Source organism: Mycobacterium sp. ACS1612, assembly GCF_001667505.1.
Classification (GTDB): domain Bacteria; phylum Actinomycetota; class Actinomycetes; order Mycobacteriales; family Mycobacteriaceae; genus Mycobacterium.
In genome coordinates this window covers 1-20743 of record NZ_LZHZ01000052.1, presented here as the reverse complement: position 1 = coordinate 20743, position 20743 = coordinate 1, and the positions used below count along the sequence as shown (strand labels likewise).

Here is a 20743-nt window from a genome sequence, read left to right as displayed (position 1 = left end):
GGTTACCTACCCGCGTGCCTGCCTGCGCCTCTGACATCTTCGAGCCCATCTGATGCGCCAGGGACCCCTCGCCGGACGCTATCCGGCCGTGGCCGCCATGGTCACACTCGCATTGATTCCCTATTTAGCTCTGTCGGCGGCGCTCGACCCGTTGGTGCCGATCATCTCCACCCAACTGCACATGTCCGCCCAGGCGATGAGCCTGAGTTCCGGACTCAGCAACGCGGCGTACGCGGTGGGCACGGTGCTGGCGGTGCAGTTCGCCCAGCACCTGCCGCAGCGCAGGATGCTGCTGGCGTACGCGGTGGTGCTGGCGGCGGGGTCGGTGCTCGCGGCGGCCGCGCAGAACTCGACGATGTTCATCGGCGGGCACGTGCTGCAGGGGCTGGCCACCAGCATGCTGCTGATCGCCGCCGCGCCGCCGCTGACCATCGGCTTCCCGCGGGAGAAGCTGCGCAACACCGCGGTGATCATGAACATGTGCGTGTTCGGCGCCGTGGCGCTGGGCCCGTTCATCGGCGGTGTGCAGGCCGAGTCGCATGCGTGGCGGCCGCTGTTCTGGGTCGTCGCCGGGGTGGCCGTGCTGGCGCTGCTGATGGCGGCATTGACGTTCGAGGACGCCCCGCCCGCCGATCTGGATGCACCCCGCGACCTGAAGGCGATCCTGTTGGCCGCGGTCGGATGTACCGCAGCGTTCGTCGGCGCGGCGCAGTTGACCACCCACCCGTTCAGCGATCCGGCGGCCAGCGTGCCGATGTTCGGCGGCCTGGCGCTGATCGTGGTGTTGATCGTCTACCAGTTCCGGGCCGCGCAGCCGCTGCTGACGGTGCGCACGATGATGACCAGCGCCATCCCGGTCGCGGGCGTTGGCGTCGCGCTGTTCGCGGCCGCGGCGTCGGTGGCAGCCACCGCGTTGACGGCCAACGTGTTGATGCAGCACTTCAGCGCGGTGCAGGTCGGGCTGATCTATCTGCCCGAGGTCGGCGGCGCGATCGTGGTGGCCGTCGTGTTCGGCTACGTCATCACCCGCAAGGCCATGCATTACCTGCCGCTGGTCGGCATGGCGCTGCTGGCGGCGGGCATCGTGGTGTTCCGGTTCGCGCTGCCGGCCAATGTGCCGCTGGCGTTGGTCGGTTCGTTGTTGACGGGGTTGGCGCTGGGCGCCACCGTCGCGCCGGCGTTGTTCGTGGCGGGCTTTTCGTTGCAGTCGGCCAGCCTGCAGCGGGTGTTCGCGATCATCGAATTGCTACGCGCGGTGGCGGCGTTCATGGTGGCGCCGATCCTCGCCCACGTCGCAGGGGCGGTGTCCGGCGATCTGAATGTGGGCACGGGTGTGACACTGTGGATCGGGCTGGGGTTGGCGATCGGCGGCGCGATCTTCGGGGTGGCGATCTACGCGCTCAGCGGAGCTAGGCCGCAAGACCCCGACCTGGACGAGTTCCTCGACGGCGATTCCCCCGCGTGGTACTCGCCGCCGTTGTTGGCGCGGTTGCGCGGTGTGCCGGTCGCGCCGCCCGCACCAGCGGAACGGGTGGTGGCGCCGGTGCAATGGCACGAGTCGCAACCGGTGGTGTTCGCCTACGACGGAACTCGCCTGGCGGACAAGGCAATTCGATACGCCGCGGGCCAGCTCGAGCCGGGCCGATGCGCCTTGGTGGTGTGCGTGTGGCAGCCCGCGGACGTGGGCTTCACGCCGACGGACGCCAAACATTTCGACGCTGATCAGGCCGGTGAGGTGCGGCGTGCGGCGGAGCGGACCGCCGCGCACGGGGCGTCGCTGGCTGAGGCGGCCGGGTTCCACGCGACGAGCGTGGCGGTGGAGGCGGCGCCGACGTGGAAGGGCATCGTGCGCGCCGCGAGCGAACACGACGCGAGCCTGATCGTGCTCGCCCCGCACCGCCGCAGCGGGCTGCTCGGTTTGGTGCAGGGCAGCGTCACGGGCGCGGTGATCGCGCACTCCGACATTCCGGTGATGGTGGTGCCGGAGAGCGCGACGCCGGCGTATGTCGCGGACAGCGCGTTAAAGCAGGCCGCGTCGCGCTAGTTTTCGCCGAAACGGCATTCCAGCACGCTTCTTCTCGAACTTTGCGTGCTGGAATGCCGTTTCGTCGCAGACGCGGCGACGAAGTTAGAGCCCGCGGCCCGCTTCGTCGAGCACGACTCGCAACGCCTCGTAGATGGCGTCGAACTCCTGCTGTCCGCTGATCAGCGGCGGTGCCACCTGCACGACGGGGTCGCCGCGGTTGTCGGCACGGCAGTAGAGGCCGGCGTCCAGCAGCGCGGTGGTGATCTGCGGCAATAGCTTTCCGCACTCCTCGTTGGTGAAGGTCTCCTTCGTCGCCTGATCCTTGACCAGTTCGATGCCGTAGAAGAAGCCCTCGCCGCGAACGTCGCCGACGATCGGCAGGCTCAACAGCTTCTCCAGCGTGGCCCGGAATGCGGGCGCGGTTTCCTTGACGTGGTCGGTGATGCCCTCGCGGTCGAAGATGTCGAGGTTGGCCAACGCGACCGCTGCCGACACCGGATGCCCGCCGAAGGTGTAGCCGTGGGCGAACGTCGTCTTGCCGTCGTTGAACGGCTCGAACAACCGGTCGGAGGCGATCATCGCGCCGATTGGCGAGTAGCCCGACGTCAAACCCTTCGCACAGGTGATCATGTCGGGCACATAGCCGAAGTCGTCGCAGGCGAACATCGAGCCGATGCGGCCGTAGGCGCAGATCACCTCGTCGGAGACCAGCAGCACGTCGTACTCGTCGCAGATCTCGCGCACCCGCTCGAAGTATCCCGGTGGCGGCGGAATGGATCCGCCGGCGTTCTGCACGGGTTCGAGGAACACCGCGGCGACGGTGTCGGGGCCCTCGAACTCGATGGCCTCGGCGATGCGGTCGGCACAGTACTGCCCAAATGCCTTGATGTCGTGGGCATATGGCTCGGGTGCGCGGTAGAAGTTGGTGTTCGGTGCGCGGAACCCGCCCGGCGTCAGCGGCTCGAATTGCTGTTTGAATTGGGGAAGACCAGTGATCGCCAGCGCGCCCTGCGGCGTGCCGTGGTAGGCGATCGACCGCGAAATCACCTTGTGCTTACCGGGTTTGCCGGTGAGCTTGAAGTAGTTCTTGGCCAGCTTCCACGCCGACTCGACGGCCTCGCCGCCGCCGGTGGTGAAGAACACCCGGTTCAGATCGCCGGGCGCGTAACCGGCGACGCGCTCCGACAGCTCGATCGCGCTCGGTGTGGCGTACGACCACAGCGGGAAGAACGACAGCGTCTCGGCCTGCTTGGCCGCGGCCTCGGCGAGTTCCTTGCGGCCGTGGCCTACCTGGACGACGAAAAGGCCGGACAGACCGTCGAGAAACTGCCTGCCCTTGTCGTCCCAAATGTGTACGCCTTCACCGCGGGTGATGATCGGCGGCGTGATGCCTTCACCGTGCTTCGCGAAGTGGCCCCACAGGTGACGGTTGGCCTTTGCCGCGAGGTCGGTGGTGCCATTGAGAATGGTCTGTGTCATCGGATACCAATCTATTTGTTCTGGGGGAAGCCGAGTTCGATGCCGCCGTGGCTCGGGTCGAGCCAGCGACTGGTGATCGCTTTCTGGCGGGTGAAGAACTGCACTCCGTCCATGCCGTGCGCGTGGGTGTCGCCGAACAGCGAGGCCTTCCAGCCCCCGAAGCTGTAGTAGGCCATCGGCACCGGGATCGGCACGTTGACGCCGACCATGCCGACCTCGACCTCGTTCTGGAAGCGGCGCGCCGCGCCGCCGTCGTTGGTGAAGATCGCGGTGCCGTTGCCGTACGGGTTGTCGTTGATCAGTTGCAGCGCTTCGTCGTAGGACTCGACACGCACCACCGAGAGCACGGGTCCGAAGATCTCGTCGGTGTAGATGCTCATCTCGGGCTTGACGTGGTCGATCAGGGTGGGGCCGAGCCAGAATCCGTTGGCGCCGCCGTCGGCCTTCACATTGCGGCCGTCGACGACGATCTTGGCGCCGTCGGCCTCCCCGGCGTCGATGTAGGAGGCGACCTTGTCGCGGTGGGCCTTGGTGACCAGCGGGCCCATGTCGGAGTCCTGGGTGCCGTCGCCGGTGCGGATGGCGCGTGCCCGGTCGCTGATTTTGGCCACCAGGTCGTCGGCGATCGGCCCGACCGCGACACAGGCGCTGATGGCCATGCAGCGCTCACCCGCGGAACCGAAGCCGGCGTTGACCATGGCGTCGGCGGCCAGGTCGAGGTCGGCGTCGGGCAGGATCACCGCGTGGTTCTTGGCTCCGCCGAGGGCTTGCACACGTTTCCCGGTCGCGGTGCCGGTCTGATACACGTACTGGGCGATCGGGGTGGAGCCGACAAAGCTCACCGACTTGATCTTGCGGTTGGTCAGCAGTTCGTCGACGGCGGTCTTGTCGCCCTGCAGCACGTTGAACACGCCGTCAGGGAGTCCGGCGTCCTTCCACAACTGGGCCAACCAGAGTGAGGCGGACGGATCCTTCTCGGACGGTTTGAGCACCACGGTGTTGCCCGCCGCGATGGCGATGGGGAAGAACCACATCGGCACCATGGCCGGGAAGTTGAACGGGCTGATGATCGCGACCGGGCCGAGGGGCTGGCGGATCGAGTAGACGTCGACCTTGGTGGACGCGTTCTCGGTGAAGCCGCCCTTGAGCAGATGCGGGATGCCGCAGGCGAATTCGACGACTTCCTGTCCGCGCGAGACTTCGCCCAACGCGTCGGAGACGACCTTGCCGTGCTCGGAGGTGATGATCTTGGCCAGCTCGCCTTTGCGGGCGTTGAGCAACTCGCGGAAGGCGAACAGGATTTGGGTACGTTTGGCCAGCGAGGTGTCGCGCCAGGCGGGGAACGCCGCAGCGGCGGCGTCGATGACGGTTTGCGCGTCCTCGACGGTGGCCAGCGCCACCTGACCGGTGACCTCGCCGGTCGCCGGGTTGGTCACTGGCAGAGAACCGCCGGTACCGGCAAACGCCTCGTTGTTGAACCAATGGGTGATGGTGTTGTGCACGCCTCTAGCGTGCACCATCAACCTGAAAATGGCGCGATCAGATTGTCAACGGGCGGCGCCTAGTGTTTACACTCTGTAAATGCCGTTGACCGTGGCGGACGTCGTGAATTTGCCCGTCATCCAGGCTGGTCGGCCCGAGGTGCTCAGCGCCTGCCGGTGGGACGAGCAGATCCGCTGGGTGCACGTCAGCGATGTCGCGGACCTCTCGGGGCTGCTGCAGGGCGGCGAGCTGGTGCTGACCACTGGCACCGCGCTGCGCAGGTCCCCGGCGCAGTACCTGCGCCGCATCGCCGCGGGCGGCGCGCTCGGGGTCATCGCCGAACTGGACGCGCCTTTGCCGAAGTCGGCCGCGGCGGCTGCGGCCAGTGCCAACGTCGCGTTGGTGGTGCTGCACCGCGAGATCAAGTTCGTCGAGGTGACCGAGGCGGTGCATCGGCGGATCGTCGCCGAGCAGTTCGACGCGGTCGCGTTCGACCGTCGAGTGCATGCGACGTTCACCGACTTGAGCATGAAGCGGGTGTCGACGCCGGGCATCGTGACCGCGGCGGCACGCATTCTCGACGAGCCGGTGGTGCTGGAAGACCTTGCGCACCAAGCACTTGCGGTGGCGCCCGGGCCGGAGACCACCGCGGCGTTGCTTGATGACTGGGAGTACCGCTCGCGGCGGGCGTCGGCCGAGCGTGACGGCTGGGCGATGAGCCCGGTCGGCCCGCGCGGTGAGGAGTGGGGACGGCTGGTGGTGCCGCGGCCGCCGGCGGATGCGTCGCGCGCCAAGATGGTGCTCGAGCGCGCGGCGGCGGCGCTGGCGCTGAACCGGATGATCGAGCGGGACCGGTCCGGGTTGCATCAGCAGGCGCAGAGTGGGCTGATCGACGACGTCGTTCGGGGTCGGGTCACCGACGAACGCGAAATCGCCGCTAGGGCATACGGGTTGGGGCTGCGGAAGACGGCCCGCTATCACCCGGTGGTGGTCCGCACCGAGGACGCGTCGACGGCTTCGGACCCGGTCGCGGGTCAGCGGCGCAACGTCAGACTGCTGGATGCGGTGGCGCACACGGTGAACGCGTCGGGTCACACGGGGCTGTTCACGATTCGCGGCGACGGCGAGATCGGCGCGGTGGTGGCGTTGAGCGCAACCCGGGACAAGGCGTGGACGGCGTTGGGGTCGGACGCGGCGCGGGAAGTGGCGCGGGTGGATGGCGGTCAGCGGTCGGTGCTGGCGGTGGGGGAGGCCTCGGGCTCGATCGCCGACGCGATCGTCGGTATCGCCGCTGCGGCGCATGTGGCCGAGGCGGCGTTGGCGATGGGCGGTGAGCCGCGGCCGTTCTACCGCACCTCCGATGTGCGGTTGCGGGGGCTGATCTCGCTGCTGCAGGACGACCCGCGAGTGCAGGCGTTCGCCGAAACCGAACTCAAGGCGCTGCTGACCGACGAGAATGGCGGCACACCAACTGATTTCAAGGTTTTGCGGGAGTATCTGCGGCTGGGCGGGAACAAGGTTGCGCTGTCAGCCCGGCTCGGCATCAGCAGACCGGCGCTGTACAAGCGGCTGGCGGCCATCGAGGAGAAACTCGGCGTCGATCTCACCGATGCGGAATCGATGGCGTCGCTGCATGTGGCGATGCTGGTGCTCGACGTCCGTCGCGGGGTCACGCCGTCGTAGGAGGTGTCGTGCCGGGGCGATGAATCTCCACGGTGCGTCGTATCTGAACTAACGGAAAACCAGTCCGCAGTTCGATACGAAAGCGAGCACGACATTGAGCAAAGCAGTTCTGGTCACTGGAGCCAACCGCGGCATCGGCCAGGCGTTGGTCGAAGAGGCCTTGAGAAGGGGCGCAAACACGGTCTACGCGGCCGCGCGACGGCCGGTCGAACACCCGGATGGACGGGTGATCCCGCTGACGGTGGATGTGACCAGTATCGAGGACGTGCGGCGAGCCGCCGAGCGAATCGAAAACCTCGACGTCCTGATCAACAACGCGGGGATTGCACTGTACGACGACTTGACCGACCCGTCGACGCTCGAACAGCACTTTGACGTCAATGTCTTCGGCATGCACCGGATGACGCAGTCGTTCACGCCTGTGCTCGGCAAGTCCGCCGGAGCTATTGTCAACGTGCTGTCGGTCAACGCGCTGGCGCCGTTGCCGGTCATTCCGGCGTATTCGGTCTCGAAGGCGGCAGCGTTCAATCTGACGCAATCGTTGCGTGTGATATTGGCAGCACAGGGGATTCGAGTGCATGCAGTGTTGCTCGGGCCGGTCGACACGGACATGACGCGGGGTCTCGACATCCCCAAGGCGACCCCGGGAGAAGTCGCACGGGGCATCTTCGATGGTGTAGAACGCGGGGACCACGAGATCTTTCCCGACAGCTTCTCGCTGTCGCTGGCGGAGAGTTGGCGCCGAGGCCCGGCCAAGGTACTCGAGCGTGCATACGCCGCGCTGCTCGAGGCGGCGGGGGCATGATGACGCCGCCGAGGATCGTGTCGCCGGAGGAGTGGCTGACCGCGCGCAAGGACCTACTCCAGGAGGAGAAGGAGCTCACTGCGAGACAGGAAGCGCTGGCTGCACGGCGCCGCCAACTGCCAATGGTCAAGCTGGACAAGGATTATGTATTCGAGGGATCCGGCGGCAGGACCAGCCTGCTCGAGGCGTTCGAGGGGCGCAGGCAGCTCATCGTCTACCACTTCATGTTCGGCCCGAACGACGACGAGGGACACAACAGTTGTTCGCTGATGGTCGACAACATCAGCCATGAGGAGCACCTGCATGCGCTCGACACCACGATTGCTCTGGTTTCGCGCGCGCCGCTGCCAAAGTTGCTGCGGTTCAAGGAGAGAATGGGGTGGAGCGTTCCCTGGTACTCGTCGTACGGTAATGACTTCAACTACGATTTCCACGTCACCAACGACGAGGCGATCGCGCCGGTGCAATACAACTACAAGGACAAGGCGACGCTCGTCGAGAAGGGCACGCCGTGGTACGTCAGCGGCGAGTGGCAGGGCGTCAGCGTCTTTCTTCGCGACGGTGACGACGTCTTTCACACGTATTCGGCGTACGAGCGTGGGATCGAGGGACTGGTCAACACGTTCAACTACCTCGACCTCACGCCGCTTGGCAGACAGATTCACATCACTGAGATCGGCTTCCACGACTCTTACGCGTCGAAGGTTTCGAACGGATGTGCGACGGGAATCAGACCCGCATGAGTGACGACACGCAACTGCAGAACCCGGAGAAGGACACCTCCGACTGGGTCACCGGCGACGAGCCGATGACCGGCCCGCAGCGCAGCTACCTGCAGACCCTTGCGCAGGAGGCCAAGGAAGAGGTGCCCGACGATCTGACCAAGGCGCAGGCCTCCGAGGCCATCGACCGCCTGCAGAAGGAAACGGGACGCGGCAGATAGCGGTCATCCCAAAGTCCATGACTACTGGGGTGGTCGCACAACCGTGGTCGGCGGGTCGCCGCCCTCGTCCGGCTTGCGGCGCAGGATCCGCAGCGTGGCGGTCGGCGCGGCGAACTGCTCGGTCGGGGGCGCTTCGAGCACCGTGGTCGAATCCTCCTTCAGCCGAACGATTTTCGGCACCGCGACGGTAGGCGCCGGCTGACCGAGCGTCGGCGCGGCGGCGGTCTGCGGCTCAGGTGCCGGAGGCGGCGGTGGTGGCGGGGGCGTGGCCGGTGCGCGAGTCTCGCGTCGGCGCACGAAGTAGGCCGCCAGCGGCCCGGTGAACAGCATCGCGATCAGCACGGCCAGGCTGAGCAGGCAGACCGCGACGTCGAACGTGCTGGTGATCTGCTGAGCCAGGTTGTTGCCGTACACGGCATCCGGCGCCGGTTCGGCGTAGCGCGGTGCCAGCGCGACGCCGATCGCCAGGTTTGCGACGGTGAAGACGAACAGCACACCGCTGAACGCCGCGATCACCGTCGCGGTGGTCTCGCCGCGTTCGAGTCGGCGGTGCAGCCACCGCGCCAGGATGCCGGTGATCAGGTCGAAGACCGTCATCGCCACGGTGTCGTACGCGGCGCGCGGCAGATCCAGCGACAGCGCGATCAGGAAGTCGACGACGCGACACACGGCCGCTGCGAACGCCCAGAACGCGATCAGCGTCAGGCACTTCTGCGCCGCCGACCGATAGGCGCCGAGCGTCGGCGGTTTGATGAGGAAGACGGCGTACAGCGTGGTCGGAGCGACGATGGCCGCCGCGGCGGCCCAGAAGAGATAGCCCTCGTAGCCGACCGCCGCGGTCGACGTGTTCTGCGCGACGCCGTGAAAGGCGTCGATGTCGCGGCCGACCGGAAAGACCCAGACCAGCACCGTCGCCAGCGCCGACGACGCGCCCAGCGCGGTGGTGGCCAGTCGGGCGGCGGCGGACCGCTCGAGGAGCCAGCGCGACACGATCAGCAACGCGATCATCGCGACCGCCCCGTAGAGCAGCGTCGTGACGATGACCGCGACGTCGCGGCCGCCGAACTCGCCGTTGGTGACGAACAGGTAGCGCAGCCGCCAATACAGGTTGAAGGCGACCGCCAGCGTCGCGAGCGCAATCGACACCGCACCGAGCGCCCGCGCGGCGGCGTACCAGCGCCGAAAACCGTTGTTCTCGATGGTGATACTGGTGACCGGCGGCTGTGCGGCGAGCAGGGCCCCGCCGATGCCGAGGATGAGGCCGGGGCCGACACCCGGCGGCGTCAACCCGGTGCCGCCGTCCCGCACCGTCTCCAGCAGATGGAAGCCGACGTAGCCAAGCGTGAGAACGAGGTACGGGACGGCCAGCACCAGCCGGATCTGGCCGGTGCGGCCGACGTCGGCCTCGGGCCCGTCAAGCCGTAACGGGCCGCGATGTGGCGCGGCCGCGGCCGCCAGGGCGAGCAGCGTGACGAAGATGACCAGCACGAAGAACAGGGCGTTGCTGCCGGGGATGCCGAGGCCGAAGTCCAGGTTCCAGGGCAGCAGCAGCGCCAGGACCAGCATCGCCACCGCGACGCCGTCGCGCACGACGTTGGTGCGGACCGGCACGTATCCCACCTGGGGCGACCGGCCGACGGGGGCGGGCGCGTCGTAACGCTGGTCGCTCACGGGACGATTTCCTCTCTGGAGTGACGCGAGGGGTCGCCACTCAGGGTGCTGACTTTTGCTCTCATATACAAGCAACGCATCCAGGCCGCCGGGCTGTGAAAGGGTGAATCGGTGGACGTAAAGGTCGGGGTGGCGGTTGCCGGGAGGGTGGCGCGCCTGGCGATGGTCGGCGCGGGCGGGCAGGTGCTCGACCAGTACGCGCTGGAGTTGCCCGACGACGCGATGACCGATCTGGCCGACACCATCGTCGGCACCTATCGCGCGGTGGCCGACTCGGGCAACGTGATGGCCGCGACGCGACTGTGCCTGCCGGACGCCTCCCAGGCCGAGACGCTGCGGCAGACGGTCGCGAACGCGGGCGTGCAGAACGTCGAGGTGGTGTCGGAGGCCGAGGCGGCCACGGCGCTGGCGCGCAGCGCGGGCGCGGACGCGGCGCTGTTGCTGGCCGACGACGACACGGTGTCGCTGAGCGTGGTCGGCGAGGACGAGGAATCGACGTCGGTGTTGGCGTCGGCGCCGATCGGGGTGGCCGGTGCGGCGGTGGCGTGTGCGGCGGTGCTGCATAAGCTGCCGACCGAGCCGACGCGGATCATGTTGGTCGGTCAACGGTTGGACTTGGATTCGGTTGCGGCGGAACTACATTCGACGGCGCCGGTGGAGGTGCCGCCCGATGCGGGGTTCGCTATCGCGCGGGGCGCGGCGCAGACGGCCGAGATTTCGGAGTATCCGGCGGGTGCGGCGACGATGATGGCGCCGGCCGCGGCGGACGCGACGCTGATGGCGTCGGCGGTCAGCGAGGCCACGATGATGGCGCCCGCGGCGAGTGAGGCGACACAGATGGCGCCCGCGGCGAGTGAGGCGACGCAGATGGCGCCGACGGCCGGTGACGCGGTAGTCGGGCCGCAGCTGGCGTACTCGGACGAGGAGCCGGCGGAGTACGAGCTGCCGTACGACTCGCTGGAGGAATTCGTTCCGGAGATCGAGGACGAAGAGGCGTACACGGCACTGATCGAGCCGCCGCCGCGGAAGTCGATGTTGATGGGCAGCGCGTTGGCGTTCGTGATCGCCAGCTTCGCGACGCTGGCGGTGACGGTGGCGGTCAACATCCGGCCGGTGGCCGACGTGTCGGCGCAGCAGGTCCCGGTTCCGGCGACGCAACAGGCGGAGACCGTGCCGGGGCGGTTCCTGCCGCAGGTGCCGCATGAGCCGGATCCGGTGGCGTTGCCGGTCGCGGCGGTGTCACCGGCGCCGGCCGCACCCCCGGTGCGCAATGTGCCGAATGTCCAGCCGAACCGCGGACCGAACAGCTTCGTCCCGCAGGCGCCTGCCCCCGCCCCGCAGGCGCCGGCGCCCGCACCGGCTCCGGTGCCGGGAGCGCCGGTGATTCCGATTCCGCCGGTGATTCCGTTCCCGCCGCCGTTCTTCCCGTTCCCGCCGCCCACATTCACGACGACGGTGACGTCGCCGCCGACGACAACGCCAACGACCACCGAGCCGACGACGCCGACGACCACAACAACTGAGCCGACGACGCCCACGACATCGACGGAGACCACGACGTCGACCGCAACGCCGACGACGATCTCGACAGTGACGTCGGTGTCCCCGCCGCCCGTGATCGAGAAGCCAGCACCGCCGGTGACGCAGGAACCGGCCTCGCAGGCGCCCGCCTACACAGCACCGCCGGCAGCGCCCGCCTACACGCCGCCGGCCGTCGCGCCCGAACCCGTAGCGCCGGTAGCGCCCGCACCGGCCCCGGCGCCTGCTCCGGTCATCGAGAAGCCGGCGCCGGTGATCGAGGCGCCGTCGAGCGGGGGTGGGTCGTCGAGCAGTGGCGGATCATCAAGCGGCAGTGGTGGTTCGGCACCGGTGACAACGGTGCCCGCGTCGCCCTAGAGTCCTCAACCCTTCCATGGGCGCAGAATTTGCACGCGTCTCTCAGTGAGGAGTGGACGAATCTTCGCGACGACAATGTCTTGATAGTGATCCGACTTCTGGTGGGCCGCAAGAGCGTCGCCGTCGCGATAGCGTTCGATGAGCACGATGGATGTCGGATCGTCCTGGTGGTGAAAGATTTCGTACCCTTCACATCCCGGTTCGGCCAAGGATTGGGTCCGTAGGTCGCCCAGTAGGTCTCGGACCGTGCTCACCGACGCCTCGGTGGTCTGCCAATGCGCCACCACCACAACGGATTCCGCCGAGGTCACGAGATTTGCTTCAGTGCTTCGACCAGGGCCTCTCCCACCAGCGTCCCGGACTGCGGGTTCTGCCCCGGTGATCAGGCGACCATCGACGACGACTTTCGGTTGCCACGGATGAGCCGCCTCGTAGAGGGCGCTGACGCCACTTCTGTTGCAGGAGATCGTCTATCGCGTGTTGCGGAGTGATCAGGGCGGGCGGCTGTTGGCGCTGGCCTGTCAGGCGACGACACACCCCGTCGGCGCCGCGGTGGCATACATCGATGCGCATCTGCCTGCTCCCTTGAGAGGCGATGCGCTGGCCGCACGGGTGTGCTTGAGTCCGTCGAGTTTTTCGAGAGTCTTTCGTGAGACGACGGGGTGTGGACCGTATCAATACGTCAAGGAAGCGCGGTTGAATCGCGCCCGTCATCTGCTCGATGATGGCCGATGCACCGTGGCGGATGCGGCGCACCAAGTCGGGTACGTCAGCGTGTCGAATTTCATCAAGGCGTTTCGCCGCCGATTCGGGACGACGCCGGGTGACTACGCGAACGCTCATCCGTTCCGCCACGCCAGTTGAGGTTGACGGGCGCCGCAGCGGGTAACTCCCAACCATGGGAGGGACAGCCGAATCCAGCCAAGACGCCTTCGACGTCTTAGTCGTTGGTGGGGGCAACGCCGGTCTCAGCGTGGCGGGACGACTGCTGCGGCGCGGCGTCGAACGAGTGGCGGTCATCGAACCGCTGGCGGTGCACACCTATCGTCCGCTGTTGTCGTACGTCGGAGCCGGCCAGGCGACGCAGAGCGATGCCGAACGGACCCAGGAGTCGGTTACACCGGACGGATGTGAGTGGCTGCAGGACTCCGTTGTGGCGGTGGGTGCCGACACGCAGACCGTGCAATGCGAAAGCGGCCGCACCTACCTGTACAACGACCTGGTACTGGCGCCCGGCCTGGTACCGGATGAGGCGGCGCTGCCCGATGTGTATACGACGCTCGACACGGCGGCGGTCGCGAGCAATTATCTCGATCACGCCGAGAAGACGTGGCAGCTGGTGGAATCGATGATGGCGGGGCGGGCCGTGTTCACGGTGCCGCGGGCGCCGGTGAGTTGCACGGGCACCACGCTGAAGCCGTTGTTCTTGGCTGCCGCGCATTGGCAGCGAATGGGATGGCGCAACGACATCGACATCACGCTGATTGTGGACAGGCCGAACCTGCTGGGCGTCGACGCGATCGATGAGCGGTTGCGAGGCTATCTCGACGATATCGGCGCCGAGGTGCTCAATGGCACCGTCAGCGAGTTGCATCCCGGTGAGCGCAAGGTATCGGTGAAGACGCGTGAGGCCGTCGATCAGAAGGTGGGCTATGACCTGCTGCACCTCGTGCCGCCCTTTCGCGGACCGATGTGGATCGAGTCGTCAGGACTGGCGGCCGAGCACGGGCTCGTCGACATCGACCCGAAGACGTTCCGGCACCGCGGTCATCCGAAGGTATGGGCGCTGGGTGATGCGGCGAACGTCGCGACGGACCCGTCGGGCGGAGCGATCCGGAAGCAGTCTGCGATCTTGGTCGACAACTTGCTGGCGGCACGCAACGGCGGCCGGTTCGCGGAGTACGACGGATACACGGTGGCCCCGATCGCCACTGACACTCGCAAGTTGATGTTCGGCGAGTTCGATCGCGCCGGCAAGCTCAGTAGTTCGCTTCCGTCGTTCGTGGATCCGCTGAAACCGCGACGTACCGCGTGGGCCTTCGACCGCTACGGCTTGCCGCAGATGTACTGGAACCTGATCCTCAAGGGACGGCTCTGACTCGGGCGCTTATGCGTCGGGACGAGGCACATCGCCGCGCCAGGCGCCGGTCTCAGACGACTTGTCCTCGATGAACTTCTTGAACCGTTCGAGGTCACCTTTGATGCGGGCCTTGAGAATGCCGAGCTTGTCGGCGACGTTCTCGACGAAGCCCTCCGGGTCGACGTCCATTTGCGTTGTGACGCGGGTTTTTTGGTCGTCGAGGCGGTGGAAGGTGACGACACCGGCGTGGTTGGGTCCACTGTCAGACTTCCAAGCGACCCGCTCTTCGGGGTGCTGCTCGGTGACGGTGGCATCGAACTCACGCTCGACGCCGCCGACCTTGATGACCCAGTGCAGGTGGGTGTCGTCGCGCTGATCGATGCGCTCGACGCCTTCCATGAACTTCGGGAAGGTTTCGAACTGGGTCCACTGGTCGTAGACCATTCGGATGGGGCGGTCGACGTCTATGGATGCGGTATGCGTGCTCATGATCATTCCTTTCGCGGGTATGCGCATTCGATACCCGCCCCACGGCTTCCCAATCCTGTGGGCGTTCACACTCGTGGCGTCAGTCAGAGGAGGCGCCTCGGGCGAGCCCGGTCGGGTCGCTCGGTCCATCATGCTCGCCGTGAAGCTTGTCTTTGTCGTGGACCGAACTCTCGCCGGTCTGCTGCCCGGGCACTTGCTCGGACGAGTCGTCGGCCATGCTGCGATTGGTCATGACACAGTGGCTACCCGATACGAGGACGTCGTATCGCGACGTTCTCGACATCCTTCGTTCGCCGTTCGCTGCGTCGGCACCGGGGTTGTGAGATTGCAGTCCAAGATTTGCTGTGGCGCAAGGTAACTGGCGATTTCGTGATATCAGTACACACCGTCTAGTATATTTGCCCGATGGTCAATAACCGTTGGCCATGCAACTCAACACAAGATCTACGGGGAGTCGTTCGTGACCAATTATTCCGCTCCGCTGCCGCCAGCGGGATGGTACCCGGACCCGCGGGGCACGGGAGGACGGTCGTACTGGAACGGCCGTGAGTGGGGGTCGCCGCCATCGCGTGCCATGGCGAACCGACGCGGACTGGTCATCGGCGGAAGCGTTGCGGGACTTCTTGTCTTGCTGTTGTTGATTGGAAACATCGGAAGTGGTGGTGACAACAAGTCCGTCGCGACCACGGTCACCCAAACGGTCACTGTCACCGCGGCGCCGCCGCAGCCGTTTGTCGCACCCCCCGCGACAGTCACGGTGACAGCGCAGGCAGCTCCGCCGGCTCCCGCGCCCCTCGCTCCCGAGCCTGAAGCCACTGCCGAGGCGCCGCTGCCTGCGGCGCCCGTCGACACGCCACCACCGTCGTCGGCCTACTACAGCAATTGCTCCCAAGCGCGCGCAGCTGGCGCCGCGCCGCTATATGTGGGCGAACCCGGATACCGACCCGGCCTCGACAGGGACGGTGACGGGGTCGCTTGCGAGTAGATCGCTCGTGAAAGGTGAGGGCCACGAAGATCAACTTCGGCGTCGTCAGGAAGGACGTCGAGTCCTGCCCGTGATTGCCTATCTCTTTGGCACGCGAAGCAACGCTGCTGCGGCATTGGAAAATTCGACTGAAGTCGTCCCACTAACGCCGACACGGGAGAGCTGACGGTCGGCCTGGACTTCGGATCCGAACTATTCCTCAGTCCAGCGAGTCAACAGAACGCCGTCCGCTCCGCCGAGGACTACCTCGACGTCTCCTCGTTCTCTCGTCAGGGGCTTATCGAACAGCTGGAATACGAGGGTTTCTCAACCGAAGACGCGACATTCGCCTTCGATCACATCACCGTCGATTGGAATGTGCAGGCGGCGAAGTCCGCGAAGGATGCTCTGTGGCTCATCAAAGTTCGTCGCGAAGTCTGTCGACGAGGCTCACCAAGTCCGGATGATGTGACCCCGGCCAGTAGATCTGCGCGCAGTCCGCGCACCTTCGGAAATCGTCGTAGTACTGGCGGGTCAATGGTTGGAGGCGGTCGATCACCTCATCTTTGGTAACGGCGACCAGCCTGCCGTTGCACCGCAAGCACCGGGTGAACGGCGCGAGCCGTCGGCGAAGGTCCAGTCGCCGTAAGACCTCGTGTGTCTGCTCCTCGGGGTGTCCGGAGCGGACGTAGAGGGCATGAGTGAGTGCGCGGCGCTTCAGCAGGGAACGGTCTCGGGTCAGCAGAATTCGCTGTTCGGCCGCGCTGATGTCAACCAATGTCTGGTCGTCGGCGTTATTGGACCACCATGCGTCCAAGCCGAGCAGGCGAAGCAACCGCGCCAGCCGGCCGAGGTTCACGTCGACGATGAAGCGCGGGTTTCGCAGCGGCACCGGACGCAGCCGGGTCGTCACCCCGATGTCGAATGCCTCGAACACCGGGTACGCCGCGATGCGATCGCCGGTAGACGGGCGGTGGCCGAAATCTCGGGGATCGCCGTTGACCAGGATGAGGTCGATCTCGGTGTGCGGGATACCCGTTGCTTCCAGAACGTCCTTGACGGTCTGGTGTGCGCGGAACGGCCGGCGCAGGGTGAGACCGCGCGACTCGGGTGCCAAGAAGTCGTTGAGTTCGGCGTATGCCCGGACCGTCACGTAACCGGCCACGACGCGCGCGCTATCCCGAGCCGCGCGGCGCATGTCCGGTCAGGCCAGTTCGGGGACCCGCAGGTGTGCGACCGCCAAGTCGAAGTCGCATTGGTCGAGTATCTCTGCGTGGGCGTCCTTGCTGCCTGTGGATCTGATCTTGTCCAACGCGTCCTTGTTCTGATCGAGGGCGCACCACTTCATCGTCCTCCCACCGGGAAGGCATGGCAATGGGTGACGGCTGCCACCTGATAGCTATGCGGGTCGCTGAAACGCGCTGTGCGCCCGCACAATACGTGCTTCAGGGTCGAGGTCGTGCGGTGGCCGACGAGTTGCGTTGCGCGGCGTGCTTCGTGGGCGTGCGCACCGGCCGTGGGAATACATCGATCACGTCGCGGCCGGCCGTATCGCGTTGGCGCGGTCGGACCCTTCGGCGGTGCCGGTGTCGGCGTAAGCGCCGTCGGTCGCCGTGGTAATCGCGACGGAATGAATGCGGATTCGTATCGAGGCAATCACGGGTTGGTACCAATGCCTTTGGTGGTCTAGCCCTGTGGACGGTGGAGCGCAAATCATTGCCAAACGTGTTAGGAGAGCACCGCGCTGCCGATGCCCGAATGGTGGGGCGAAAAGGGTGACGATGCGCCCTCGGCGTGGCTCTTGAGGAGGGACATCACGTGAAGCCAGACTGGGTTCCGGCACACAACTCGTTTGATCCGCAGGCCAGGCGCATCGTCGATACGGCCGAGGGCATTCTTATGGGCCTTCGTCGATGTTCAACTGGCGCCGCGTTCGACGAGCTGCTCAGCGCCGCGCAGCGCCACGGCATCCCGGTCTTCACGGTTGCGTGGGCGCTCGTCGAGCTGGCCAACGGTGAAACAAAACCGCGGCAAGGCTCCCACACGGCTCAGTGCGCCGCGCACCGCGAATGGGGTCACCTTTTCAGCCTCTCTCCTGTGCGCGGACCACTGAAGACCACGTGATGGACTGAACCAGCGCGTTGCGCCGCGGCGGTTCCCGTCCCCTGACTTCGTCTCGGGCGGCAATGCGCACCGGCTCACTCACATGAACCACCGCGGTTGCTCGCCTTCGACAGCGAGTGTGATCCTGTGCCGGCCCGGAGGCACGGACACTGTGGCATCCGTCGGGTTGTCGTCCAGCCGCACCGTGACCCCAGGCGGCAACGCCGCGAGCTTGATCTCCACGGCCGTGTCGGTCGCCACGGTGATCGTCGACCGGGGCAGCGCGGCCAGGCCCGCCCGCGCGACGTCAACCGTGAATCCCGCGACTCCAAGCAGATTCAGCGTCAGGCTCGGAAGGGTGTCGGGAGGCCCACCCAGCAGCCATATGAGCTCTCTGAACAGCCCCGGCGACGGATCCAGATCCAGGATGACGCCCCCACGGCGCCGGATCGTCCGGTTCCGGTCCGGCCGTGCGTAGGACCGTGCGTCGACCTCGGCGACGGCCCCGCGGGTCGCCATGACACGTGCACCGGCCCTCAGATCCGATATCCACCAGACCCGGTGCGGGCCGATACCCAGATCCGGTCGAACAAGCTGCGGGTACCACGCGAACGTGATGTGGCCGGGATCGCCTTGGCGCAGACCGGTGCCCATGTGCGACACGGGGTCGTCGAACTTGTCCTTCAGCGCGAACGACAAGTGGTTCTCGCTCGGGTAGACGGTGAACCGATAGCGGTAGCCCAGCCGGTCGATATCGAGCACCTGCTGGAGCACACCCAAGAACGGTACGAGCGCATCCAACAGACCGTGCGCGATCACGAACGGAAGCCACCGGGCGTTGACGAGTAGCCGCAACGTGTCACCCTCGCGGGCACAATGTGAATCGAGATCGGGGTCGGCCGGGATTTCGATGTCGGGCAGTAGCCGAACGCCACACACCGGCGGGCCGGCCAGCACGACCGCCTGCGAGAAAACCTCTGGATAGGTCAGGCTCAACTTGTACGTTCCGTATCCACCCATCGAATATCCGGCAATCACAGTGCGATTCGGGTCGGTGCCGATCTGCTCCGTCACCCGTGCCCAGACTTCCCAGACGTCCAGCTCCCCCTCGTCGAAGTACCAACACGCCGGTCCGCGGGCCAGCGGCGTCACCACCACCGAGTTGCGCCCATCACACACCTGATGCAGCAGCCGAGGGTCAATCGCTGCAAACTGGTTCTGCCCCAACACAAGTGAGTGCAGCAACAGGGTCAGCGGCAGCTTTCGCCCCGGCGCGTACGTCGCCGGCAGGCACACCGAGTACGGCTGTACCCGGCCGAGGAACTGCGGCTTGGTGCTCAGGACGTTCGTCTTGTCGACGCCCTGGCCCAACTCGACTGAGGACACATACCAACGCGTTGATGTGCCGGTGATGATCGGCTCAGCGGTGGTTTTGCGCTCAGCAAGCTCGTCCCACGGCACGGCCAGCGAGAACTGCGATACGTCGCCGTCCGTGAGCGCGGCCGCCTGGGCCTTGTCCGCCCAGAAGTTCAGCCTCTCCGGCTCCTGCTCGTCGGTGCGAAAAGCCACGTTGTACACGTTGGGTTGTCCCGGCTTCGCGCCGTGGATGGCCGGGACGTCGGCGAACCCGTCCCCGGCGGCGTTGGCCAGTCCGGCGGCCAGCCGTACCGTCCACGTACCGGTCGGTTCGAACAGAGAACGCGGAACCTGGGCCATGAAGGACCGCGCAGCCATGTCGACGGTGTGCTCGACGGGAGTCGTTGCCTGGGCCGCGAGGTCGATCAGCTTCGCGCCGGCCCCGGAGACGAGCAGTGCCAAGTCGATTCCTGCGGAGCGGACTCCGGCTCCCGCTGGCCAATCGCCGGTGCCGACTCGGTCAGGGCCGGTGTCGAATGTGAACAGCCCGACCGGTATCGAAGCGTCGATCAGGGTGTTCCAGTCGATTCGCCACCAGGTGTGGGTCTCGGTGAGCCCGATGCCGACCCGGAAGATGTCGGCGCCGTTATGGGCCGCGGCTCCGTCCGGGTAGATGTACGTGCCGCGCGACAACTCCAGCCCAGCGATCGCGGCGTCGACCGGGAAACCCGTTGCGCCGTGGTCGTCGTAGAGGAAGTCGGTCCAGAACGCGGCGCCCCCGGCGAAGCGGCCGGTGCCGCATGTGCGCGGGAACTCCTCACCGAACGGCCATCCGGCAGGCGCGGGAAGCTTGGGCTCGGGCCGCAGCGCTGCAGGCGGCACGCCCTCGGGCATACCGCCGACCACTACAGGCTCGGGACTCGGTGATGTCGTAACGCCACCGACCATTGCATCGGCCACTCGGCGCGCGACATAAACCGGAAGAAGCGCAAGGTTCAACAGTGACACGACCCAACGTACGCCGTCGGCGCGACGGGGTCGGTGTTTGGTGTTGAAAGAACCAGCGGCACATTGCGTTTGCAAACAACGATCCTCGATCAAGGTCGAAGCCGTTGATCTGTCGAAGAAAAGCATCGACCGTGCTCGCCACGAAGTGACGCGGCGAGTCACGGTACATTCGTTCGCCGGCTTGCCTCGCGCGGCTAGTCGTGGTGGCGGTGAGGCGCTGCTCTAAGACCCTAAGCCAGGAAGCGGTCGGCGCCTTGGGGTCGCAGCAGTTGACCCGCCATGGCCTGGCGGTAGCCAAGGCAGACGCCGCTGACGGTCATGATCAGCATGCCGACAACGCCCGGCAGCGCACCTACGGCCATCTCTGACAGCCGAGGGCTGCGCCGGTACTCGTTGGGAAAGCCAGCCTCTTTGGACGTTTGTCCGCGGGCTCTCAAGCCGACTTCTGTGGGTAGCGGCTCACTCCTCGATGATTGACGTATCGGTGACGCCGGTTCACCGGACCACCGCGACGATGATGTGAATGCCGGACCACCGAATGTCGCGGGCGGTGCGATCGGCGCGCCGAGGATCGGTCCGGGCACAGCCGGTGCGGCCCCGACCATGACCGGGGCGGTCAGTACCGGCGGTGCGTTCCCGCCATGAAGGACGGCACTGGCTCCGGCCATCGTCGAGTCCACCGGCGTGGGCTCATCGGGCACGCCGGGGGGTTGGTCGATGGGAGGTAGCACCGGCGCTAGGGGAGGCGGGGATACCTC

The 20743-nt window shown here is 66.5% G+C and carries 19 protein-coding genes and 2 pseudogenes; 11 read left to right on the top strand and 10 right to left on the bottom strand.

The window, feature by feature from the left end; all coding sequences use genetic code 11:
- Positions 1-52: 52 nt before the first annotated feature.
- Positions 53-2044, top strand: coding sequence for a universal stress protein (locus A5724_RS21115; protein WP_067806620.1), 1992 nt, complete (start codon positions 53-55; stop codon positions 2042-2044).
- Between the two features lie 84 nt (positions 2045-2128).
- Here A5724_RS21115 and A5724_RS21110 read toward each other — a convergent pair whose 3' ends face one another.
- Together A5724_RS21110 and A5724_RS21105 are read right to left on the bottom strand one after the other, a co-directional pair.
- Positions 2129-3505: an aspartate aminotransferase family protein gene (locus A5724_RS21110; RefSeq protein ID WP_067806617.1), complete on the bottom strand. Its 1377-nt coding sequence runs from the start codon at positions 3503-3505 to the stop codon at positions 2129-2131.
- Positions 3506-3516: 11 nt separating this feature from the next.
- Positions 3517-5007 carry a CoA-acylating methylmalonate-semialdehyde dehydrogenase gene (locus A5724_RS21105; RefSeq protein WP_067806614.1) on the bottom strand — a complete coding sequence of 497 codons (1491 nt, stop codon included), beginning with the start codon at positions 5005-5007 and terminating at the stop codon, positions 3517-3519.
- 79 nt (positions 5008-5086) lie between these two features.
- Here A5724_RS21105 and A5724_RS21100 point away from each other — a divergent pair, with 79 nt between their 5' ends.
- The 4 genes from A5724_RS21100 to A5724_RS21085 all read left to right on the top strand — a co-directional run bounded on the left by A5724_RS21100 (position 5087) and on the right by A5724_RS21085 (position 8418).
- The gene (locus A5724_RS21100) at positions 5087-6670 is read left to right on the top strand and encodes a PucR family transcriptional regulator (RefSeq protein ID WP_067806612.1); all 1584 of its coding nucleotides are present in this window, start codon (positions 5087-5089) and stop codon (positions 6668-6670) included.
- A gap of 94 nt (positions 6671-6764) precedes the next feature.
- Positions 6765-7475 carry an SDR family NAD(P)-dependent oxidoreductase gene (locus A5724_RS21095; protein WP_067806608.1) on the top strand — a complete coding sequence of 237 codons (711 nt, stop codon included), beginning with the start codon at positions 6765-6767 and terminating at the stop codon, positions 7473-7475.
- Positions 7475-8218, top strand: a complete 744-nt coding sequence (locus A5724_RS21090) for a DUF899 domain-containing protein (protein ID WP_067806605.1) — start codon at positions 7475-7477, stop codon at positions 8216-8218. Before A5724_RS21095 ends, A5724_RS21090 begins: the two co-directional genes overlap by 1 nt.
- A complete protein-coding gene (locus A5724_RS21085) occupies positions 8215-8418 on the top strand; it encodes a DUF3072 domain-containing protein (protein ID WP_067806602.1) in 204 nt (67 codons plus the stop codon). The genes A5724_RS21090 and A5724_RS21085 overlap by 4 nt, the downstream gene beginning before the upstream one ends.
- A gap of 21 nt (positions 8419-8439) precedes the next feature.
- Here A5724_RS21085 and A5724_RS21080 read toward each other — a convergent pair whose 3' ends face one another.
- Positions 8440-10089, bottom strand: a complete 1650-nt coding sequence (locus A5724_RS21080; protein WP_067806599.1) for a hypothetical protein — start codon at positions 10087-10089, stop codon at positions 8440-8442.
- A 111-nt stretch (positions 10090-10200) separates the two neighbouring features.
- Here A5724_RS21080 and A5724_RS21075 point away from each other — a divergent pair, with 111 nt between their 5' ends.
- Positions 10201-11985 (top strand): hypothetical protein, encoded by a 1785-nt coding sequence (locus A5724_RS21075; protein ID WP_067806596.1) that lies wholly within the window; start codon positions 10201-10203, stop codon positions 11983-11985.
- Positions 11986-11990: 5 nt separating this feature from the next.
- On the opposite strand, the gene A5724_RS21070 is transcribed toward A5724_RS21075, so the two are convergent.
- Complete coding sequence (locus A5724_RS21070; protein WP_067806594.1) at positions 11991-12296, bottom strand: putative quinol monooxygenase; 306 nt, start codon at positions 12294-12296, stop codon at positions 11991-11993.
- Positions 12297-12462: 166 nt separating this feature from the next.
- Here A5724_RS21070 and A5724_RS21065 point away from each other — a divergent pair, with 166 nt between their 5' ends.
- Positions 12463-12849 carry a helix-turn-helix domain-containing protein gene (locus A5724_RS21065; RefSeq protein ID WP_197518741.1) on the top strand — a complete coding sequence of 129 codons (387 nt, stop codon included), beginning with the start codon at positions 12463-12465 and terminating at the stop codon, positions 12847-12849.
- Positions 12850-12883: 34 nt separating this feature from the next.
- Positions 12884-14083 carry an NAD(P)/FAD-dependent oxidoreductase gene (locus tag A5724_RS21060; protein WP_067806587.1) on the top strand — a complete coding sequence of 400 codons (1200 nt, stop codon included), beginning with the start codon at positions 12884-12886 and terminating at the stop codon, positions 14081-14083.
- 9 nt (positions 14084-14092) lie between these two features.
- On the opposite strand, the gene A5724_RS21055 is transcribed toward A5724_RS21060, so the two are convergent.
- On the bottom strand, positions 14093-14554 hold the full coding sequence (locus A5724_RS21055; RefSeq protein WP_197518740.1) for an SRPBCC family protein: 462 nt from the start codon (positions 14552-14554) through the stop codon (positions 14093-14095).
- Between the two features lie 79 nt (positions 14555-14633).
- The gene (locus A5724_RS33865; RefSeq protein WP_156752390.1) at positions 14634-14786 is read right to left on the bottom strand and encodes a hypothetical protein; all 153 of its coding nucleotides are present in this window, start codon (positions 14784-14786) and stop codon (positions 14634-14636) included.
- A 342-nt stretch (positions 14787-15128) separates the two neighbouring features.
- Here A5724_RS33865 and A5724_RS21050 point away from each other — a divergent pair, with 342 nt between their 5' ends.
- Positions 15129-15539, top strand: a complete 411-nt coding sequence (locus A5724_RS21050) for an excalibur calcium-binding domain-containing protein (protein WP_082965172.1) — start codon at positions 15129-15131, stop codon at positions 15537-15539.
- 162 nt (positions 15540-15701) lie between these two features.
- Positions 15702-15869, top strand: a pseudogene (locus tag A5724_RS33240) (Ltp family lipoprotein); the annotation flags it as partial.
- A 67-nt stretch (positions 15870-15936) separates the two neighbouring features.
- On the opposite strand, the gene A5724_RS21045 reads toward A5724_RS33240, so the two are convergent.
- Both A5724_RS21045 and A5724_RS33855 read right to left on the bottom strand, forming a co-directional pair.
- Positions 15937-16683, bottom strand: a complete 747-nt coding sequence (locus A5724_RS21045; protein ID WP_067806650.1) for a Mut7-C RNAse domain-containing protein — start codon at positions 16681-16683, stop codon at positions 15937-15939.
- A 39-nt stretch (positions 16684-16722) separates the two neighbouring features.
- Positions 16723-16866 carry a hypothetical protein gene (locus A5724_RS33855; RefSeq protein WP_156752389.1) on the bottom strand — a complete coding sequence of 48 codons (144 nt, stop codon included), beginning with the start codon at positions 16864-16866 and terminating at the stop codon, positions 16723-16725.
- A 470-nt stretch (positions 16867-17336) separates the two neighbouring features.
- Here A5724_RS33855 and A5724_RS21040 point away from each other — a divergent pair, with 470 nt between their 5' ends.
- Entirely contained in the window at positions 17337-17642 is a 306-nt protein-coding gene (locus A5724_RS21040; protein ID WP_067806585.1) for an ANTAR domain-containing protein, read from the top strand.
- Positions 17643-17720: 78 nt separating this feature from the next.
- On the opposite strand, the gene A5724_RS21035 is transcribed toward A5724_RS21040, so the two are convergent.
- Positions 17721-19985 carry a prolyl oligopeptidase family serine peptidase gene (locus A5724_RS21035; RefSeq protein WP_067806581.1) on the bottom strand — a complete coding sequence of 755 codons (2265 nt, stop codon included), beginning with the start codon at positions 19983-19985 and terminating at the stop codon, positions 17721-17723.
- 230 nt (positions 19986-20215) lie between these two features.
- Positions 20216-20743, bottom strand: a pseudogene (locus A5724_RS34700) (hypothetical protein); the annotation flags it as partial.